The sequence below is a fragment of the Seleniivibrio sp. genome (genome assembly GCF_021209385.1).
In the GTDB taxonomy this organism is placed as follows: Bacteria; Chrysiogenota; Deferribacteres; order Deferribacterales; family Geovibrionaceae; genus Seleniivibrio.
The window spans coordinates 150,553-170,006 of the sequence record NZ_JAJOIL010000001.1 but is presented as its reverse complement, the minus strand read 5'-3'; the positions used below and the strand labels follow the sequence as shown (position 1 = coordinate 170,006).

Annotated in this window: 17 protein-coding genes; 13 read left to right on the top strand and 4 right to left on the bottom strand. The window is 47.9% G+C overall.

The features are described from left to right. The first annotated feature begins 2 nt into the window (after window positions 1–2). From LRY47_RS00790 to LRY47_RS00760, 7 genes are read left to right on the top strand one after another with little or no spacing between them, the layout of a single operon-like run. Window positions 3–788: an ABC transporter permease gene (locus LRY47_RS00790; RefSeq protein WP_295221515.1), complete on the top strand. Its 786-nt coding sequence runs from the start codon at window positions 3–5 to the stop codon at window positions 786–788. Next, window positions 785–2,002 carry an ABC transporter ATP-binding protein gene (locus LRY47_RS00785; RefSeq protein WP_295221510.1) on the top strand — a complete coding sequence of 406 codons (1,218 nt, stop codon included), beginning with the start codon at window positions 785–787 and terminating at the stop codon, window positions 2,000–2,002. The genes LRY47_RS00790 and LRY47_RS00785 overlap by 4 nt, the downstream gene beginning before the upstream one ends. Beyond that, entirely contained in the window at window positions 1,995–2,210 is a 216-nt protein-coding gene (locus LRY47_RS00780; RefSeq protein WP_295221508.1) for a hypothetical protein, read from the top strand. Before LRY47_RS00785 ends, LRY47_RS00780 begins: the two co-directional genes overlap by 8 nt. After that, the gene (locus LRY47_RS00775; protein ID WP_295221506.1) at window positions 2,207–4,864 is read left to right on the top strand and encodes a glycosyltransferase; all 2,658 of its coding nucleotides are present in this window, start codon (window positions 2,207–2,209) and stop codon (window positions 4,862–4,864) included. The genes LRY47_RS00780 and LRY47_RS00775 overlap by 4 nt, the downstream gene beginning before the upstream one ends. A 5-nt stretch (window positions 4,865–4,869) precedes the next feature. Next, window positions 4,870–6,174, top strand: a complete 1,305-nt coding sequence (locus tag LRY47_RS00770) for a TolC family outer membrane protein (protein WP_295221503.1) — start codon at window positions 4,870–4,872, stop codon at window positions 6,172–6,174. Next, window positions 6,174–7,904, top strand: a complete 1,731-nt coding sequence (locus LRY47_RS00765) for a type I secretion system permease/ATPase (protein ID WP_295221501.1) — start codon at window positions 6,174–6,176, stop codon at window positions 7,902–7,904. Before LRY47_RS00770 ends, LRY47_RS00765 begins: the two co-directional genes overlap by 1 nt. Before the next feature lie 12 nt (window positions 7,905–7,916). Continuing rightward, entirely contained in the window at window positions 7,917–9,224 is a 1,308-nt protein-coding gene (locus LRY47_RS00760; protein ID WP_295221498.1) for an HlyD family type I secretion periplasmic adaptor subunit, read from the top strand. 9 nt (window positions 9,225–9,233) lie between these two features. Here LRY47_RS00760 and LRY47_RS00755 read toward each other — a convergent pair whose 3' ends face one another. Further along, window positions 9,234–10,793 carry a sigma 54-interacting transcriptional regulator gene (locus LRY47_RS00755; RefSeq protein ID WP_295221496.1) on the bottom strand — a complete coding sequence of 520 codons (1,560 nt, stop codon included), beginning with the start codon at window positions 10,791–10,793 and terminating at the stop codon, window positions 9,234–9,236. Between the two features lie 239 nt (window positions 10,794–11,032). On the opposite strand from LRY47_RS00755, the gene fdxB reads away from it, so the two are divergent. Together fdxB and LRY47_RS00745 are read left to right on the top strand one after the other, a co-directional pair. Then, complete coding sequence (gene fdxB, locus LRY47_RS00750; RefSeq protein ID WP_295221493.1) at window positions 11,033–11,296, top strand: ferredoxin III, nif-specific; 264 nt, start codon at window positions 11,033–11,035, stop codon at window positions 11,294–11,296. 56 nt (window positions 11,297–11,352) lie between these two features. Next, window positions 11,353–11,625, top strand: a complete 273-nt coding sequence (locus LRY47_RS00745; RefSeq protein WP_295221490.1) for a nitrogen fixation protein NifZ — start codon at window positions 11,353–11,355, stop codon at window positions 11,623–11,625. 263 nt (window positions 11,626–11,888) lie between these two features. Here the strand turns inward: LRY47_RS00745 and LRY47_RS00740 are convergent, their stop codons facing one another. Next, window positions 11,889–12,713 carry an NAD(+)--dinitrogen-reductase ADP-D-ribosyltransferase gene (locus LRY47_RS00740; RefSeq protein WP_295221489.1) on the bottom strand — a complete coding sequence of 275 codons (825 nt, stop codon included), beginning with the start codon at window positions 12,711–12,713 and terminating at the stop codon, window positions 11,889–11,891. Window positions 12,714–12,748: 35 nt separating this feature from the next. Here LRY47_RS00740 and draG point away from each other — a divergent pair, with 35 nt between their 5' ends. Both draG and LRY47_RS00730 read left to right on the top strand, forming a co-directional pair. Then, a complete protein-coding gene (gene draG / locus LRY47_RS00735) occupies window positions 12,749–13,642 on the top strand; it encodes an ADP-ribosyl-[dinitrogen reductase] hydrolase (protein WP_295221486.1) in 894 nt (297 codons plus the stop codon). Next, window positions 13,629–14,069: a hypothetical protein gene (locus LRY47_RS00730; RefSeq protein ID WP_295221483.1), complete on the top strand. Its 441-nt coding sequence runs from the start codon at window positions 13,629–13,631 to the stop codon at window positions 14,067–14,069. The genes draG and LRY47_RS00730 overlap by 14 nt, the downstream gene beginning before the upstream one ends. A 19-nt stretch (window positions 14,070–14,088) precedes the next feature. On the opposite strand, the gene LRY47_RS00725 is transcribed toward LRY47_RS00730, so the two are convergent. Together LRY47_RS00725 and LRY47_RS00720 are read right to left on the bottom strand one after the other, a co-directional pair. After that, entirely contained in the window at window positions 14,089–15,765 is a 1,677-nt protein-coding gene (locus LRY47_RS00725) for a methyl-accepting chemotaxis protein (protein WP_295221480.1), read from the bottom strand. 193 nt (window positions 15,766–15,958) lie between these two features. Next, window positions 15,959–16,405: a hypothetical protein gene (locus LRY47_RS00720; RefSeq protein ID WP_295221478.1), complete on the bottom strand. Its 447-nt coding sequence runs from the start codon at window positions 16,403–16,405 to the stop codon at window positions 15,959–15,961. 582 nt (window positions 16,406–16,987) lie between these two features. On the opposite strand from LRY47_RS00720, the gene nifH reads away from it, so the two are divergent. Then, window positions 16,988–17,857, top strand: a complete 870-nt coding sequence (gene nifH / locus LRY47_RS00715) for a nitrogenase iron protein (RefSeq protein WP_132872172.1) — start codon at window positions 16,988–16,990, stop codon at window positions 17,855–17,857. Window positions 17,858–17,987: 130 nt separating this feature from the next. Then, complete coding sequence (gene nifD / locus LRY47_RS00710; protein WP_295221473.1) at window positions 17,988–19,430, top strand: nitrogenase molybdenum-iron protein alpha chain; 1,443 nt, start codon at window positions 17,988–17,990, stop codon at window positions 19,428–19,430. Window positions 19,431–19,454 lie beyond the last annotated feature (24 nt).

The window sequence follows — 19,454 nt, the reverse complement described above, 5'->3', positions numbered from 1 at the left end:
AAATGAAAGATACTTTTTGTCAGATATGGCGTTTCAGATATTTTATTATCGGGTCTGTTGTCACCGGATTTCGGGTGAAGTTTGCCAGAAGTAGACTAGGCGGTCTTTGGGGGGTTATAGCTCCACTTTGCCAGTCGGCGGTCTATGCGCTTGTCCTGTCTTCTGTCCTTTCTCCAAAAGGTAGCGCAGATGTTTCATATGCTGCCTATCTGCTTGCGGGAACGCTCGGCTGGGCTTTTTTCTCCGACGTTGTTCTCGGCTGTGTTAACGTATTTACCGACAACGCAGGCATAATAAAAAAAGTTTCGTTTCCTTCCGCCGCTTTGCCTCTGATCGCTGTGGGAACCTCTTTGATAAATGCGGTTCTGTTCATCGCGGCGGTCGGTATAGTGTTCGCATTTATCGGTCAGCATGTTACTTTTAACGTCCTCTGGCTTATTCCGCTTTATTTAACAGCACTTCTCTTTGCTTTGGGTTTTGGGGCAATTCTCGGCATACTTAATGTTTTCATCAGAGACATCAAACATATGATGCAGGTTGTTTTGCAATTCTGGTTCTGGCTAACTCCTGTGGTTTATATGGAGAGCATTATTCCTGCCGCATACAGGCACCTTCTGAAACTCAATCCAATGTATCCGGTTGTTACAGGGTTTCAGGATGCGCTTGTTTTCGGCAGGCAACCGGAGCCTGTGCCGCTCCTGTTCACTGCGGTTTTCGGACTTGTTCTGGTATTTTTTTCACTGGTGCTCCACAGAAAGGCTGCGGCTGAGATGGCGGATGTGCTGTGAGCCTGCTCAGTGCGAAAAATGTCGGAAAGGTCTACCGGACATACGGTTCGGGACTTCGCCGTGTGCTGTCGTGGTTCGGCATCGGAAGCGGCGGATATTCTGACAGCCGCGTTCTGGAAGGTGTCAGCTTCACCGTTGAAAAAGGCGAGGCTGTGGGCATAGCCGGACATAACGGCGCCGGAAAAAGCACATTGCTTAAGATGATAGCAGGCATGACGCGGCAGACAGAGGGCGATATAAAATACAGCGGTACGGTATCCGCCATAATAGAGCTGGGGCTTGGGTTTCATCCCGATCTCACGGGCAGACAGAACGCCGCGCAGTATCTTGCCATGAGCGGTTTTCAGTCGGCAGACATAAAAGAGGGCGTCAATTTTGTTGAAGAGTTCTCGGAGCTTGGCGAATATTTCGACAAGCCCGTAAGAATATATTCAAGCGGGATGCAGTCTAGGCTTGCTTTTGCGGCGGCAACGGCATTCCGTCCTGACATACTTATGGTGGATGAGGCGCTGTCAGTGGGCGATGCCTATTTCAAGCACAAGAGTTTCGGCAGGATAAGGGAGTTTCTGAATCACGGAACTGCTGTTCTGCTTGTTTCCCATGACAGGCAGGCGATGCAGAGCATCTGCGGGCGCGTACTGCTTCTGGACGGCGGAAAGCTGGTGATGGACGGCAGACCTTCGGAAGTTCTGGACTATTATAACGGACTGATGGCTAAACGCAGCGGCACCGCTGTGAGCCAGACAGCCGTAACAGGCGGACGGATGCAGACAGTATCCGGTACGGGTGAGGCAAAGTGTGTTTCGGTTGAAATATACGACAGTGAAGGAACCCCTGTGACACTTCTGCACGTGGGCAGACAGTATGAACTGTGTGTACATGTGGAAGTTTATGAAGACATAGACGGGCTGGTATTCGGCTATATGCTGAAAGACAGACTGGGGCAGACGGTGTACGGCACAAACACATGGTTCACAGGGCAGGTGCTGAACGTTAAGAAGAACGACAGATTCATGGTTCGCGTAAGGTTCAGGGCGGATATAGGCGTGGGCAGTTATTCTGTTTCAACTGCGCTTTCAGGCGGCATGACCCATCTTGACCGCAATTTTGAATGGCGCGATTTCGCCATGATGTTTGAAACAGTGAACACTGACAGAACGCATTTTGAGGGACACAGCTACGTCCCTTCGGTGATTGAGATAGAATATGAATAAACAGACTATAAAGGCGGCGGTGCGGCGCATATGCGGCGTAATTTTCAGAATACCCTACGGCAAAAGAGTGTTTTTCGCCCTTGTACCTGAGGTTCTCGCGGAAAAGATGTTCCTGAGGCTTGGGATTCCGTCCGTTAAACCCGCTCTCAGCCGTGACGGCAGGGGTGTGCTGAAACGTCTGAAAGATATAAGAAGCGGACGCACATGACAGATTTCGTCCGTCTGAATGATGAAACCGATATGACAGAGAGTGCCGACAGTGTGCTTTATTACGGTAAAGACCCCGCAGGCATAAGGGAGAAACTGCGCGGAAAGGTCGCGTGGGACAGACTTCTCGCCATTAAAGATATAGGTGTTCCGGAGCTTGCGGATTACGCGGAAGCACTGATGAATACGCCGAAAGTGAATGTCGCAGGCGGCGGAAAACTGCTGGCTGTAGTCTCTCCGCTCCCGCCCCTTAAGACCGGTATCGCTAAATATGCGGTCGAACTTGCAGAGGGGCTTAAAGAGCATTACATGGTTGAGCTTATCACAGACCAGACCGATGCGGCGGATATTCCCGACGGATGCGCTGTCAGAAGCGTTTCGTATTTCAAAAAGAATTACAGACGCTATGACCGTGTGCTTTACCAGATGGGAAACTCAGGATATCACGCGCACATGCCGCGTCTTATGAGGAATTATCCGGGCGTCACAGTTTTGCACGAAATATTCCTCGGGCATTTTGCCGCGTGGATGCAGTATATGGAGCACGCGTCCGACTTCCATACGGAGGCGGTGCTGTTCTCCCACGGACTTGCGGGACTGAATCTTCTTGCACGGGAAGGACACGAGGCGGCGATGGAGAAACTGCCTTCCTGCAGGGAATTTTTTGCAGGAAGCGTCGGTGTGCTTGTCCATTCGCGGTATGCTGAAAATCTGTCGCAGAAGTTCTTTGGTCAGGAATATTCGCAGAGGACGCGGGTTGTTCCGCAGGTTCATGCTCTGCCGGAAACCGTTGACAGACGAAGCGCACGGGAAAGGCTCGGCATAGCGCAGGATGTTTTTCTGGTGTGTTCGTTCGGGCATGTGACAGGGCTTAAATGCTGTGACAGGCTTGCCTCCGTGTTAAGAGGCATCCCCGATATTGAAACCGTTTTCGTCGGCGGATGTATGGAGGCTGATTACGCTGAAAAGATGGCTGATGTATGTGTCACAGGCAGTGTTGACGACGGGACGTACGCGCTTTATCTGAATGCGGCGGATATTGCCGTTCAGCTCAGAAAGGCGGGCAGGGGCGAAACCTCCCGCGCCGTTCTGGACTGCATGGCATACGGCGTTCCCGTGATAGTGGGCGACGGTGGTGCAATGGATGAACTGCCCGATGATTGTGTTCTTAAAATAGGCGGTGATTTTTCTGATGACGAACTTGCAGATGCCGTGCTTCTTCTGAAAGGGGATGAAGACCTGCGCCGGAGCATGGGCAGTAAAGGCAGAAACCATGCCGCAGATTTCTCACCTGAAAAGGTTGGCAGACTGGTATGCGGTGAGCTTGAGAGCCTTTACGCACATGATGCCGAAACGCACTTTGAAGAGTTTCTTAAAAAAGCGGAGCCGAAGATAAAAACTATGGACGAAGGGGCGCTGGAACAGCTCACAAAATCGGTGATGCACTGCCGGAGCGCTGTCGGACGAAATAATATATACTTTGATATATCTGTGATATGGCGCACAGACCACAGAACGGGTATTCAGCGGGTGGTGCGCTCGCTTCTGCGTTCGTTCGCTCTGGATTTTGTGTCTCCATACAGAGTTATGCCGATTTACATCTCCTCGGCAGGCGGGCGCAGGTGCTACAGAAAGGCGCCGGAATATCTTTTGAAACTGATGGATGAATTTGATGAGAAACCCGGTCTCAGAGAACTCACGGATATTGACGAGGCGGGAGATATAATAGAGCCGACCCAGAATGATATTTTCCTGGGTGCGGATTTCGATTCGGTAAAAATTTACGAGGCATACCGCGACGGGCTTTTCAGGGAATGGAGTGACAGGGGCGCAAGAATACACTTTATAGTGTACGACCTTCTGCCGCTGAAATTCCCCCAGTTTTTCCCGCACCATGCGATTGGTACACATGCAGACTGGTTATGCGCCGTGGGGGAATCTGCGGAAAAACTTTTCTGCATATCAAAGGCGGTGGCGGACGAACTTGAACACTGGCTGGCTGAAAATGTGCGCAACGCATCCGCAAAGGTGGACTGGTTTCATCTCGGTGCTGATATAGAGTCTTCCGTACCCACCGGCGGTCTGCCGGACGATGCCGAAGGCTTCATTGACGGATGCAGGGATGTAAAAACCTTTCTCATGGTGGGAACGGTGGAACCGCGCAAAGGGCATTATCAAACGGTCAAAGCTTTCGATGTGCTTCTGGACGAGGGAGCGGACGTTCGGCTTGTCATTGTCGGTCGTTTCGGCTGGATGGCTGACGAGGCAGTACGAGCCATACGCAACAGCAGACACTTCGGCAAGGGGATTTTCTGGATAGAGGATGCCAGCGACGAATATCTGAACAGGCTTTATGACGCTTCTGTGTGCCTGCTTTCGGCAAGTTTCGGGGAAGGGTTCGGACTGCCTCTCATAGAGGCGGCGCAGAGAGGGATACCCCTTCTGGTGAGGGACATTCCTGTCTTCCGTGAGGTTGCGGGCGGCAATGCCTTCTATTTTGAAGGTCTGACAGCTTCGGGACTTGCAGGGAGCGTGAAAAGCTGGATAGAGCTTTACGACCGCGGCGAACATCCCGAAAGTGGTGGAATGAAATATCTCACATGGTTTGAAAGTGCAGAGATGCTCAGAAATAAATTGGATATAACAGAGGGGTGACGGTTATGAAGAGGTTAATTGCCGGTTTGGTCGTGTCGTCCGTACTTTCGGCGGGCTTTGCCTATGCGGACACGGGGATAAAAGAGGCGTACGACCGCGCCCTTGAAAACGACAGTATCCTGCAGTCCGCACAGCACTATCAGAAATCTGCCGAAGCAGTGCGGAAACAGACGAGGGCGGGGCTTCTGCCCAACCTTTCAGGTCAGTATACGGCTTTGAAATATGATACTGACAGATACGGGGATTACGACACCAGAGACCTTACGGTGAATCTGGTTCAGCCCGTTTTTGATATGGGTAAGTACCTGCAGCACGGACAGAGCAAATATACGCTCCAGTCGTCCGGCGCGAAGCTGAAATCCGCCGAGTCAAATCTCATTGTGCGGGTGGTGACGGCATACATGAACGTTTTGTTTGCCAAGGACAACATTGATCTTATGAAATCGAAAAAACAGGGTGCGCAGGAACAGCTTGTTCAGGCGGAAAAGATGTACCGCGCAGGCATAGCCGCCGTTACGAACGTACACGAGGCGCAGGCGAATCTGGACACTGCCGAATATGACATTGTGAACGCTGAAAACGCATACCTGAACAACATGGTTGAGCTGGAGTCCATATCCGGAAAAATAGACGGCGTCCGCTGTCTGGGTCAGGGGTTCAGCTATTCCGACCACGACATCGGCACTCTTGAAAAATGGATAGATACTGCGATGCAGAACAGCAGCGAAGTTAAATATTACAAAGCACAGAGCAGGTATGCCGATGAAAGCGTAAAGATAGCCAGAACCCAGCATATACCAACTCTTAACCTTATCGCAACCTACAGGAGATCCGACCAGATCAGCAACATTAAAAGCACTGAGACGGTTTATAAAAGTGTTGGCGCCCAGTTGTCCGTTCCGATATTCAACGGCGGCTACACATCCGCCAAGGTTATGGAAAATAAAGAAAAATTCTATCAGTCCGTCAGTGATATGAACACTGCCGTGAACGAGATGAAAAAGAACGTTTCCGAAAAATATACGTCCCTTCTGGGAAGCAAGGCGAAGATAGCCGCTCTGGAAAGGACAGCCGCATCCAACACTCTCGCCTATGAATCGAACAAAAAAAGTATGGCGGCGGGTGTTGTTACACTTGTTGATGTCATAAATGCCCAGAACAACATGTTCGATGCCCTCTCAAGACTTTTACAGGCTAAATACGAATACTTTACGGGATATATTGACCTCAAATACTATGCGGGCGTACTTACACCCGCAGACGTGGATTTCCTGGGATCGCTCATAAACTCTGAATGCAAGGTGAACTGATGAACAACAAAAGGCATATGCCGGGCGGGATTCCCGCGGGAGAACTGAAAAACATACTGATGGGCTTCAAGCGCACATTCATTGCACTTGCCGGTTTCAGCTTCGTGATAAACATGCTGATGCTTGTACCATCAATTTATATGCTGCAGATATATGACCGCGTTCTCACCAGCCGAAACAAGGAGACGCTCCTTGTCATAACGCTGATAACTTTGTTTATGTTCGTTGTGCTTGCGGCGATGGAATGGGTGCGTTCGCAGATAATGATAGTCGCGGGAAACCGCATGGATGAAACACTCTCCGGCAGAGCGTTTGCGGTTGCATTTGAAAACGCGCTTAAAAGCGGTTCCGGTGCGGCTTCGCAGATATTTCAGGATGTAACCGCTGTAAGGCAGTTTCTGACGGGACACGGGCTTTTCGCGTTCCTCGATGCGCCTTGGTCGCCTATATATCTGATAGTTATTTATCTTCTGCACCCTGCTCTGGGTATCCTTGCCACATGTGCGGCGATACTGCTGATACTTCTTACAGTTCTCACGGAATACATGAGCAAGAAACCCATTGAAGAGGCGAATGTGAACTTCCGCAGGGCTACCATGTTTGCCACGACAAACTTCCGCAACGCAGAAGTGATAGATTCCATGGGGATGCTTGAGAACGTCCGCAGACAGTGGCTTCCGAAGCATCTTGCCTTTATGAAACTCCAGAGCGTGGCAAGCGAACGCGCGGCGGGAATCAATGCGCTGACCAGATTCATAAGGATATCCGCACAGTCGATGGTCTATGCCGTCGGTGCTTATTACGTTATAAACATGGATCTCACGGCAGGCGCCATGATAGCAGGCTCAATACTCATGGGCAGGGCGCTTGCACCGGTTGAGATGATAACCTCATCTTGGAAAGGTTTTGTTTCTGCGAGGAACTCATACCGCAAACTGGGTGAGCTTTTTGACAGTTTCCCTGAGGCGGGTGAAAAGATGAAACTGCCCAGACCGGAAGGTACAGTTTCCGCAAAAGGTATCATAGCGGCTCCTCCCGGGGCGAATATACAGGTACTTAAAAACATAAACTTTGAAACTCCTGCCGGCGAACTGGTAGCTGTGCTGGGACCCAGTGCATCGGGTAAATCTTCACTGGCGAGGGTTCTGGTGGGCATATGGCAGCCAGTCGTCGGCGAAATGAGGCTCGGCGGGGCGGACGTTTCAAAATGGGACAAGAGCGAAATGGGAAAATACATCGGTTATCTTCCTCAGGATATTGAGCTTCTGGAAGGTACGGTCGCGCAGAACATAGCCCGTTTCGGCGAGCTGGATCCTGAAAAGATAGTCGCTGCGGCAAAAATGGCGGGCGTGCATGATATGATCCTCGCACTTCCCGAAGGTTATGAGACGTACATCGGTGAGGGCGGAACGGTGCTTTCCGGCGGACAGCGCCAGCGTATCGCACTTGCAAGGGCTGTTTACGACGATCCGGTTCTTCTGGTTCTGGACGAGCCGAACTCAAACCTTGACGAACCTGGCGAGATGGCGCTTGTTGAGGCATTGAAAAGGCTGAAAGCTATGAACAAAACGATATTCGTTATCACACACAGAACGCCTGTGCTGTCCGTTGCTGATAAAATAATGGTTTTGAACAGCGGAACCATACAGGTGTATGGACCCAAACAGCAAATAATGGACTCAGTGCGCAACGGGATGCAGGCAAAAGTTCCACAGACAAGAGCGGTTTAAAGGCGGGGAAGCATGAATATTGACAACAACATAAGAAAAGATTCCAAAAGATATATCTACATAGGGCTTGCGGTGCTTATTCTGGGGCTTGGTTTCTTCGGCATCTGGGCATTCACGGCTCCGCTCAGTCAGGGCGTTGTTGCACCGGGTACGCTGGCGTTCGTGGATAAACGCAAAACGGTTCAGCACCTTTACGGCGGAACGGTTCAGGAGATATCCGTTAAAGAGGGCAGCAGTGTGAAATCAGGACAGGTTCTTATGAAACTGGACGATTCAGTCACAAATGCGAAACTCAGCGGCGTGCGGTCTGAATATTACACCAACCTCGCGCTTGAGGCGAGACTGACGGCGGAAAGACTGGGGCGCTCATCCATAGAATATCCGAAAGTGCTCAGGGACGCGGCTTCCGATGCGGAGGTTGCGGATATGATCAGAACGCAGAACGACCTTTTCAGAAAGCGAAGGGATTCCGTTACAAACGAAAAACGGATTCTGATGAACCAGAAACAGGGCGTTATTGACTATGTGGCACAGATGGAACAGCTCGCGGCATCCAGAAAAAGGCAGGTTGCCCTGCTTGAAAAAGAGATAGAATCCGTTAAAACCATTGCGGACGAAGGATATTATCCCAGAAACAAAATGATAGAGTTACAGCAGAATTTGCAGGGAATGGAAGCGACACGCAGTGAGGAGCTTGCCACCATTGAGCGCACCCGCCGCAATCTTTCGGAGCTTGACCTCAAAATGCTTCAGGTTGACAGCGAGTTTAGCAAAGATGTGGAGACGGCACTTACTGACGTGCAGAAGCGCATAGCAGGGCTTAAGGAAGAATACAACGCTGCACTCATCAACCATGAATCCATGATAATAAAGGCTCCCGAAGATGGAATTGTTCTGGGGCTTGCTGTGCATAACGCAGGCAGTGTAATTACGCCCGGGCAGAAGATAATGGACATCGCGCCCATGCACGAGGCACTTATCGTTCAGGCGGAGATATCCCCCCGCGACATAGATTCTGTGCGGGCGGGGTTACAGTCGGAAGTGCGCATATCCGCTCTGGATATCCACAAAACCCCTTCGCTGTTCGGCGAGGTCATTATGGTTTCTCCCGACGTTTTCCTTGAGCAGAATTCCGGCAGGTCATATTATATCTGCCAGATCCGCATACCGGAGAAAGAGCTTGTAAAATTAGGTTCGGTGAACAGATTGCAGGCGGGGATGCCTGTTGAGGTTATCATAAAGACGGGCGAACGGACGTTTATGGAATATCTGGTACGTCCTTTTATGAACAGATTCGCTATGTCGCTTAAAGAGCAGTGATAAAGCGGTTTATATCTTTTTGACTTCGATGCCGTATTTGGCGATGCGGTAGTTGACCTGACGGACGGTCATGTTCAGCATACGGGCTGCCTTTGCCTGTACCCAGCCGGCTTTTTGCAGGGCGAGGAGAAGCTGTGTCTTGTCTGAATTGCCGTCGTCGCTGATGGGTTCGTCCCCTTCGGGACATTCTTCGCCGATGACGTGAGAAAGGCAAAAATCGCCCCGTGAGCATGAAATATGCTCAGGTTTTATAAGTCCGTCGCCTGCTGTCAGCGCGGCGCGTTCAAGGCAGTTTTCAAGTTCGCGGATGTTTCCCGGCCAGTTGCAGTGTGACAGCGCCGCCACTGTAGTGGCGTCCAGAGTGTAGTTTTTGCCGTATGATGTGTTGAGCTTTCCTAGGATCACCTCGCAGATGGCGGGTATGTCCTCTTTCCGCTTGCGCAGAGGGGGAAGGTCTATGGTGAATACGTTCAGCCTGTAATACAGGTCGAGACGGAATTTACCAGCCTGAACAGCCTCTTCCAGATTTTTGTTGGTTGCCGCCAGAATCCGCACGTCAACCTTTGTGCTTTCAACGGTTCCGAGTTTTTCTATAGTCTTGTCCTGCAAAACACGCAGAAGTTTGCTCTGTGCCTCCATGGGCATGTCGCCCACTTCGTCCAGAAAGACGGTTCCGCCCTCTGCCTGCTCAAATTTTCCCTTCTTTTCTGCGGATGCTCCCGCAAACGCGCCCTTTGCATATCCGAAAAGTTCGCTTTCAATTAGGTCGGAGGGTATCGCAGCGCAGTTAACAGCCACAAAAGGCTTTGTGCTTCTGTCGCTGTTATAATGTACGGTTTTGGCGACAACCTCTTTTCCGGTGCCGCTTTCGCCGCGGATAAGCACGGATGCAGAAGTATTTGTTACCATAGTTATTTTATCGAATACTTTTTCCATCAGCTTGCTTGTTCCGGCAAGTCCCTTGAAGCTGTATTTGGATTTTATTTCGTTAATGAGGCTCAGGTTTTCCGCTTCAATGCGTATCTTTTCATCCTGAACCATCGAGAGTTCGTTCTCGAAAAATTCGTTCTTGTGCAGAAATGATGCGATGAGGTTTGCGATCATCTTAAGAATCTCAACCTCTGTGGTTACGCTGTTCATGCGCGAGCTGAACTTGTCCACAGCAAGCACGCCCAGTGTGTTTGCCTGAAATTTCAGCGGAACCGCAATAAAAGAAGTCTGCTCGGACGCTGGAGGACGTTTGAGCTTGTTCAGAAACTGCGGTTCCCGCTCAATATCCGGTATGAGTATCGGTACTCCGAGGCGAAATACCTTGCCCACCATGCCCTCGTCGCTCTGGAAAGAGACTGACGCCGCGATGGCTTCGTCCAGCCCTGCCGACGCCTCAAGCATAAGCCTATGGGTGTGCTGGTCGTGCAGAAGGATGAAAGCGCGTTCCACCGAAAGGGTGTTCTGCATCTGCTTAACAACACCGTAAAGAGCGTGTCTTCTGTTGGTCGAACTATTCAGAATAACACTTATCTCATAGATACTGTTGAGAGCTGTCTTAAAATAGTTGAGGTATTTCATGCATAAATGCGAGCAATATATGTGCCACGCAATAATTTGCGAACGATAAGGGTTGCAGAGGATAATATTTTAAAAGGTGGTTAAAAAATAGACAGCAATAGCGCAAAAAGTATTCAGAAAAAAGTCATATGATCTGTTCTATTCTGGTTTAACGGCTGTAAAAGGAAGATTTTCTAAACGGCACAGAGATTGCTTGCTGAATATGTGTCACAACGAATAACCGCTATGGAGGGTTTAAAATGGCATTTATTACTGGAATCAGAAAAAACGGTAAAGAATGGATTCCCAAGTTCATCATGGAACTCAACAAGGATACTTGTATCGCTTGCGGACGCTGCTTCAAAGCGTGTGCATACGCCTGCCTCGCACTTGAAGAATACGAAGACGAAGACTGCGAAAAAACCTATATGACAATAGTGGATGATGGCGCCTGCATAGGCTGTGAAGCCTGCTCAAAAGCCTGCCCCAAAGGCTGCTTTACTCACGCGCCTGTTAGTGCGTAACAAATGACATGTCCCCTCCCTTTTTTTCGGGGAGGGGCTTTTTTCAGAGGTGAGATATGGAACTTAAGGTCAATCAGAAGGTTATGGTCACAAAAATGATAAGAGATGACGGAACTTGTGCCGGATGCAAAAGAGGCACCCCCGTTGCATATGAAGGAATGGAAGGGTTCATCTGCGAGATAACCGAATTCCATTTCGAGCCTGTATATGTGGTTCATTTTCTTGATGTAAACAAAAAACTCGGCTTTCGCGCACAGGAACTCGAAGTTATCGAGGATTTCGACGAAGAAGAGGGCAAGTGGATAGTTCTGGACAAAAAATCGGCGTAAGGTCTTTTTTAGATCGCGTCGTCACTTTATTCGACAAATAGTTTAAAGTGGACTCATTTCAGCAAGCTCGGTACAGAAACATTTGCAAAAATAGGCAAATGTTTTCAGCCTTCGGCTAGTGCTCCTCGCGAAGACAGTCAAGGTTTCAGGATGAAGTTTCGTGGAGATTTTGAGGGCTGCTTTAGCAGACTGAGAAAGCGGAACGTGAGCGCAGGGAGCTTGAAGCGACCGGAGCGTTTCTATTAAAAGTGCAGGACGCACTTTTAATAGTAGGTCACAATTGTATCGTACCGCCCGCCGAGGACAAGGTATTCTTTTTCCCCGACGAAACTCAGTGTAGGCAGAACTTCCGAGAAGAAAACTATCTTGGTGTACGGTATTTCCGAGGTCAGTATATAATCGCCGAACTGGGACGCTATGTCTCTGTCGGATGTGAAAGACACGAGCGAATTCTGTTCTATGCAAAGCCTTGTTTTGTCATATTCCTTGACCACAAGGTGTTCCGAAAGGTCGTTAACGCCTCTGTACAGCGTGATTTTCGGCAGAGAATCCCTGTAGAACGTCTGGAGGATGCACTGGGTATAGGTGTAGAGGAGATCAAGCTGATGGAAGATAAGATTTTTGTTATGTTTGCTATCCATCTTCTCAACCATGTATCCGTAATATTCCTCGCTGTTGACATCGGGGATGATCTCTTTATGAAAGAACGGCATGATTCCGAAGCGGCTTTCAACCCATCCCTTCATAACGGCGCCTTCAATGCTGTTGGAATCGAAAAGCCATCCTTTCAGCAGTCTGGTGTAGCTTCCCATTTTTTTCCCGTTGTGCTTTTCGGAAAGAGAGAAGAGCGTGTCCATTGCGTTTGTGAATACTTTGGCGGCATTTTCAATTGTATCAGCCTGTTTGATGGAATTGAAAATATCGGCATAGTATTCCCACACCCCGCTTATGGTGATAGGCATGACGTTCAGATTGTATTCGTTGCTTACAAACATGTAAGTGGGGATATTGATGAGGTTGGAGTAATGGTAAAACCTCTTCAGATCCTTAAGACGGGATATGCTGCTTTTCTGTTTTTCTACACCCATGATAATCAAATAGAGGAAATCCGCGGAGTTTGCAAATGAAAAATGAGCTACTGCGCAGAGCGCTCGGAAGTTATCTGGGATTTGCCGTCGGCGACGCGCTGGGCGCCACCACAGAATTTATGAATCCGAGAGAGATAAAAGAACATTACGGCGTGCATAACAGAATAATAGGGGGCGGCTGGCTTAAGCTCCGTGCGGGCAGAGTGACCGACGATACGGAGATGTGTCTTGCTCTGGGTGCCAGCATAATTGAGCAGAAAGGATTCAGGCTGACATCCGCTGCCGACCACTTTGTGAACTGGATGAAATCAAAACCTGTTGACATCGGCTCCACTGTGCGCCGCGGTTTGAGAGACTATGTGACCATGGGAAGAACTGAATCGCCATATTCGGAGCAGTCCGCAGGCAACGGGGGCGCTATGCGCAATCTGCCGCTGGTGCTTTACAGCCTTAAGGACTGGTCAAAGTTTGAAGAAATGTCGCTTGCTCAGAGCAGGCTTACCCATAACAATGAACATTCCGACCGCATAACACTGGTTTTCGGCGAGATGATGCGGGAAATATTCACAAGCGGCGACAAATTGAAGTCGCTTGCCATAGGGAACAGGCTGATAAGGGAGTTTCCGAAGTATTCTTATTCAAACTACAAGGGCGAATGTTCCGGATATGTTGTGGATACATTTAAAACAGTGATGCATTTTTTTGCAGAGGGCGAATATTTCGAGGATACTCTTGTGAACACCGTTAATCAGGGCGGCGACGCGGACACCAACGGCGCTATCGTGGGTATGCTTGCAGGTGCGCTTTACGGGGTTAACAATATTCCTTCAAAATGGCTTAGAAAGCTGGAGACAAAGGTTGTGGATGCCGTTTCGGAACAGACCGGCAAGCTTTTGAATCTGGAAGTGAGGGTGCATGATGCGATTTGAAACGGGCGATCTTCTGGACCATGTGGGCAAAGATCCTGTGGTGATAACCACAAACGGCACTGTGAGAAAGAACGGCAAGGCAAATCTCGGTTCCGGCAACGCGAAACAGGTGGGCGAGGTTCAGCCGTGGCTTGACGCTAAGCTGGGGTATCTGGTTGACCAGTTCGGCAACCATGTGCATCATCTGGACAATATGATAGTCAGCTTTCCCGTTGAACACAGCTGGCAGGAACGTGCCGATCTTGGGCTTATAAAGCGTTCCGCGCTGGAGCTTGTCATGCTTGTGGATCAGATAGGATGGAAAAAGGTTTATATGCCGCTTCCGGGATGCGGAAAGGGCGGTCTTCGTCCGTCGGATGTGATTGCAATTCTGGCGCCCATACTTAATGAAAGATTTATAGTGCTTAATAAAGAGGCTGCCGGATGATATCCGGCAGCCTGAGCGATCAGTTAACTTTGAAATGACCTATAAGTTCCATGAGGTTTCCTGCCTGCGTTTCAAGATCGGAAATTGTCCGGCTGACCTCCTGAAGCGCCTGTGAACTCTGCTCAACTCCCGATGAAAGTGACTGAGCATTGGCGTTTATGTTGTCTATGGCTTTTATCTGTTCACCGACAGCTCCGCTTATCTCGTCGTTCATTTTGCTTATTTTCTGAACGGATGACACTATTTTGTCAAAAAAGGTCGATGTTGTCTTCATGGTGTTTACACCGAGTTCCACCTGTTTTATGGCAGATCCCATATCTTCAGATGCTTTGGTGGATTCGCTGTGGAAGCCTGATATTATTGAGTTTATCTCGCCTGTGGCTGTCTGGGTTCTTTCCGCGAGTTTTCGCACTTCGTCTGCGACAACTGCAAATCCCCGCCCGTGTTCTCCTGCTCTTGCCGCTTCAATGGCGGCATTAAGAGCCAGAAGGTTTGTCTGGTCTGCTATATCGCTTATGACGTTTATTATTTCATTTATATTGTTGGAAGACTCCGCGAGTTTTTTAATGGTCATGTTCAGCTGGTCAACTTTGTTTTTGATAGAATTTATCTCATCCACAGCCTGATTAAGCATTTTGCTGCCTTCGGCAGTATCGTTGGTTGTTTCAATTACTGCGGCGCGGTTGTTGTCTAGGTTGCCTGATGTTTGTGCGGCGGAAACGCTCATTTCCTCTGTGGCGGATGCGACTGAATTTATCTGTGCCGCCTGATCGCGTACCGTCACGGAGAGTTCCTCTGTTGAAGATGCCAGCTCGGCACTGCCGGACGCCACAGACTGGGAGCTTTCGTGGGCGGCGGCTATTATTTCCCTCAGTTTTGCCGTGAAGTTGTTGAAATACGTTGAGAGCTGACCGACTTCATCATTGGACAGAACCGGCAGGTGTTTTGTGAGGTCACCTTCGCCTGTGGAAATTTCCTTAAGGGATTCAGTGACCATGTTGATATTGTCGCTGAGTTTTTTGATGAAATACATAACGATGACCAGCGCTATCAGTGCAACAACGGCAGTGCTGATTATTGTGGATATGATTAAGCTTTTCAGCTTTGCTTTTGTGTCGGTTTCAAGAACGGCTATCTGTTCGTCTATGTCATCTATATAAAAGCCGGTGGCAACCACCCAGTTCCATCTTTTAATTACATCGAAATAAACGAGTTTAGGGACAATAGTGTTTGTGGAGTTTTTTAGCTTCATGTAGCTGATGTATCCGCTGCCGGAAGCGGCTTTTTCAAGCATTGCCTTAATATATTTAAAGCCTTTGTCGTCCTGTATGTTGAGCCTGTTTGTACCTATGGACTTGTAGCTGTTCTGGGTTGAAATCATTATACCGTCCATATTATAAATGAAATAATATCCTTCTTCGCCCCAGTGTATCTTTTTGACTTTTTCGATAATAATGTTTTTTGCCTCTTCTTCGGATGGTGCTGTTTCTATGATGTGGTTTACGTCGGTCAGCATAATCTCAATGTAGGATTTCAGCTCTTCTTTTTTGGCTTCCATAAGATCATTTCTTGTGCGCTCAATCTCCTCTTTGCTGTCCTGCATGATTGTTCTGATGTTTGAAAAGGCTCCGAAGAGAGCGATGGCGATGATAGGGATTACGACCATCAGTGTTATTTTCATCTTTAGTGATTTCATTTTGAATTCCTCTTTAATATATATTTTCTTTAATGGTATTTATTAATTTACAAAATAAGTCACTTAAAAGAATAAAATAGAAAACACTATGATATTATATTATATATATTACATATTGTCTAATTGGAAGTTGTAATATTGAAATGTTAATGTTGGAATATGAAAGGGGCGGTTCAGAGACCGCCCCGTTAAATTATTGAATACTGCTTACTGTCAAACTGCTATCGGTTTCTATTGACTGAAAACGATGCATGTCCGGAATCATAAGATTTGTAACAATGCCGTTCATGTGTTCGATAGCCACTGTTGCGCTGACATTTACTCCGCCCATAAGTGTTCTTCCGTCCTTTGTGACTATTTTAACCACTTTCATGAACGTTCCGTTCGCGGCTTTGTAAAGCTCGCCTTCGATATTATGAATTGCTTTGATACCTGAAACAGGTATTTTGAACTGAGTCCCGTCCTCTCTGATGAGAAGCAGGTTCTTACTGAGAGCCACTGAAGCTATCTTCGCTTCGTAAACCTTTCCCGTCTTTCCGACAGCCTTAACCGTATCGCCTATCTCAAAGGCATTCGCTGTTTGAACTGCAAATATTACAACGAAAATCATAAGAAGGCAGTGTGTCATCTTGTGTATCATAGCACACCTCCATGAGACATATATAAATCATTCTATATTTAGTTCAAGAGTAAAACTGATTTACATCTGTTCCGCTTCTGGAAGTGATTGTGACGCCTATGAATAAAAAATGTAAAGACGTAAAAAATTTAATTTAAGTCTGAATCAGTCCTGTTTTTAATGCTGTATCGTGAACAGAATAATGTTGATTTATTATAATAGGATCGTCGGTCAGGCAAAAAAAGCGATGCGGAGAACAAAAAATAACCAGCTGATGCTTTTTTGATCAGTAAGGATTCATATTTGAATGTGTAATAAACATTACAATTTTTACCAATAAGGTTGGGTAAAACCGACGAAAAGGGAGAATGAAAAATCCAAAAAAGGTGCCTGCATGTTCTAAAACCTTAAAAATAATAACTTTTATCTCTGTTGTAAGATTTATTACAAATGGTATTGAGCATTTATTGGGCGAAAACAAGACCAAAAACGGCACGGAAAATGCATATAAGGGAATATTAGCGTTTTATCAGTAAGTTGCAAAAACTGGCACGACTGATGCTACATAATAAGCGTCAACGATAAAATAGGAGGAACCCTAATATGGCTCTCAGACAAATTGCATTCTACGGAAAAGGCGGTATCGGTAAATCTACAACTTCACAAAACACTCTCGCTGCTATGGCAGAGATGGGCAAAAAGATAATGATCGTCGGTTGTGACCCTAAAGCGGATTCAACTCGTCTTATCCTTCATGCCAAAGCACAGGCAACAATCATGGAACTGGCTGCTGAAGTCGGCTCAGTTGAAGATCTTGAACTTGATGATGTACTTAAAACAGGATTCCTTGATATCCGCTGCGTTGAGGCAGGCGGTCCCGAACCCGGTGTCGGCTGCGCAGGACGCGGTGTTATCACTGCTATCAACTTCCTCGAGGAAGAGGGTGCATATGAAGAAGATCTCGACTTCGTTTCATATGACGTTCTCGGCGACGTTGTGTGCGGCGGTTTCGCAATGCCTATTCGTGAAGGCAAAGCTCAGGAAATCTACATCGTTACTTCAGGCGAGATGATGGCTATGTATGCAGCTAACAACATCTCCAAAGGTATCCTTAAATATGCTAACTCCGGCGGCGTTCGTCTCGGCGGTCTTATCTGCAACGAAAGACAGACAGACAGAGAAGATGAACTGATCACTGCTCTTGCAACTAAGATCAATACTCAGATGATCCACTTTGTACCCAGAAACAACATAGTTCAGCACGCTGAGCTTCGCAGAATGACTTGCGTTGAGTACGACCCCAACTGCTCACAGTCAAACGAGTACAGAACACTTGCTACTAAGATCATCAACAACAAAATGCTCAACATCCCCACACCTGTTTCAATGCAGGAACTTGAAGACCTCCTTATGGAATTCGGTATCATCAAGGAAGAGGATGAAAGCATCGTAGGACAGAAAAAAGTTTCCTAACCCCATAGGAATTAAAAAGAGTGGGAAGTCTCAAAGTGCCTTTCCTATTCGGCAGACCGCCGGATTCTTCAGGCATTTTCGAGACACCACGTTTAATTAGCGACTGTACTGAAAATTAAGAGGTCAATCTATGTCTGGAAAAAATGTACATGAACACGGCGTTGAGGTCATGGAGGAAATCCTTGAAGGATACAACGACGGAACTGCGAAAGACAGAAAGAAAAAAATAGAGGTCGTTAAAGCCGAAGATGTGAAATGCGGCATTAACGCAAACAGAAAAATCCGCCCCGGCGTTATGTCTATGAGAGGCTGCGCATATGCGGGAGCAAAAGGTGTGGTTTTCGGACCCATCAAAGACATGATACACATCAGCCACGGACCTGTCGGCTGCGGTCAGTATTCATGGTCTGCAAGACGTAACTTTGCAAACGGTACACCCGGCATCAACAACTTTGTTACAATGCAGATAACATCAGACTTTCAGGAAAAAGACATCGTTTTCGGCGGCGACAAAATGCTGACAAACCTCATCAAAGAGGCTGACCAGCTTTTTCCTCTGAACAAAGGCGTTTCCGTTCTTTCCGAATGTCCTATCGGTCTCATCGGTGACGACATCGAAGCGGTTTCCAGAGCGACATCCAAAGAGATCGGAAAACCTGTTGTCCCCTGCCGCTGTGAAGGTTTCCGCGGTGTTTCCCAGTCACTGGGTCACCACATTGCAAACGACTCACTGCGCGACTGGATATATGAAAAAGAAGTTAAAGGCGTCGAGATCGAAGACAGCCCCTATAACGTGGCTCTGCTTGCCGACTATAACATCGGCGGTGACGCATGGAGCTCCAGAAAGATCCTTGAGGAGATGGGACTTAATGTTATTTCCCAGTCCACAGGCGATTCCACAGTAAGCGAAATTGCGAACCTGACAAAAGCTAAGGTTGTACTTCTCCACTGCTACCGTTCAATGAACTACATATCAAGATATGTGGAAGAAAAATTCGGTATTCCGTGGGTTGAGTTCAACTTCTTCGGTCCCACTCAGATCGTAAAAAGCATGAGAAAGATAGCTTCTCATTTCGATGAAAAGATTCAGCAGCAGACTGAAAAGATCATCGCTGAGAAATACCAGCCTCAGTTTGATGAAATAGTGAGCAAGTTCAAACCGAGACTCGACGGCAAGAACTGTATGCTGTTTGTCGGCGGTCTTCGCCCCAGACACATCATCCCCGCTTTCCGCGACCTTGGTGTACAGGTTGTAATCACAGGTTATGAGTTCGCTCACAACGACGACTACGCAAGAACACTCGAATACGTTGAAAACACTACATTCATCGTAGACGACATGAACGAATATGAAATGGAAAAACTCCTTGAGAACTTCAAACCTGACCTTGTCGGTTCCGGTATCAAGGAAAAATATTCAACACAGAAACAGGGTATCCCCTTCCGCCAGATGCACTCATGGGATTACTCAGGCCCCTACCACGGCGTAGACGGCTTCAAAGTATTCGCAAGAGATATGGATATGGCTGTAAACGGAGCCATCTGGAAGAAGATCACTCCCCCGTGGAAATGATCTGACCGGAAATTAAGGAAAGGA

What these genes read in the sequence shown, in the direction of transcription:
- LRY47_RS00790 (WP_295221515.1), top strand. Translation starts at nt 3, where the DNA reads ATGAAAGATACTTTTTGTCAGATATGGCGTTTCAGATATTTTATTATC.
- LRY47_RS00780 (WP_295221508.1), top strand. Translation starts at nt 1,995, where the DNA reads ATGAATAAACAGACTATAAAGGCGGCGGTGCGGCGCATATGCGGCGTA.
- LRY47_RS00775 (WP_295221506.1), top strand. Translation starts at nt 2,207, where the DNA reads ATGACAGATTTCGTCCGTCTGAATGATGAAACCGATATGACAGAGAGT.
- LRY47_RS00770 (WP_295221503.1), top strand. Translation starts at nt 4,870, where the DNA reads ATGAAGAGGTTAATTGCCGGTTTGGTCGTGTCGTCCGTACTTTCGGCG.
- LRY47_RS00765 (WP_295221501.1), top strand. Translation starts at nt 6,174, where the DNA reads ATGAACAACAAAAGGCATATGCCGGGCGGGATTCCCGCGGGAGAACTG.
- LRY47_RS00760 (WP_295221498.1), top strand. Translation starts at nt 7,917, where the DNA reads ATGAATATTGACAACAACATAAGAAAAGATTCCAAAAGATATATCTAC.
- LRY47_RS00755 (WP_295221496.1), bottom strand. Translation starts at nt 10,793, where the DNA reads ATGAAATACCTCAACTATTTTAAGACAGCTCTCAACAGTATCTATGAG.
- fdxB (WP_295221493.1), top strand. Translation starts at nt 11,033, where the DNA reads ATGGCATTTATTACTGGAATCAGAAAAAACGGTAAAGAATGGATTCCC.
- LRY47_RS00745 (WP_295221490.1), top strand. Translation starts at nt 11,353, where the DNA reads ATGGAACTTAAGGTCAATCAGAAGGTTATGGTCACAAAAATGATAAGA.
- LRY47_RS00740 (WP_295221489.1), bottom strand. Translation starts at nt 12,713, where the DNA reads ATGGGTGTAGAAAAACAGAAAAGCAGCATATCCCGTCTTAAGGATCTG.
- draG (WP_295221486.1), top strand. Translation starts at nt 12,749, where the DNA reads ATGAAAAATGAGCTACTGCGCAGAGCGCTCGGAAGTTATCTGGGATTT.
- LRY47_RS00730 (WP_295221483.1), top strand. Translation starts at nt 13,629, where the DNA reads ATGATGCGATTTGAAACGGGCGATCTTCTGGACCATGTGGGCAAAGAT.
- LRY47_RS00725 (WP_295221480.1), bottom strand. Translation starts at nt 15,765, where the DNA reads ATGAAATCACTAAAGATGAAAATAACACTGATGGTCGTAATCCCTATC.
- LRY47_RS00720 (WP_295221478.1), bottom strand. Translation starts at nt 16,405, where the DNA reads ATGATACACAAGATGACACACTGCCTTCTTATGATTTTCGTTGTAATA.
- nifH (WP_132872172.1), top strand. Translation starts at nt 16,988, where the DNA reads ATGGCTCTCAGACAAATTGCATTCTACGGAAAAGGCGGTATCGGTAAA.
- nifD (WP_295221473.1), top strand. Translation starts at nt 17,988, where the DNA reads ATGTCTGGAAAAAATGTACATGAACACGGCGTTGAGGTCATGGAGGAA.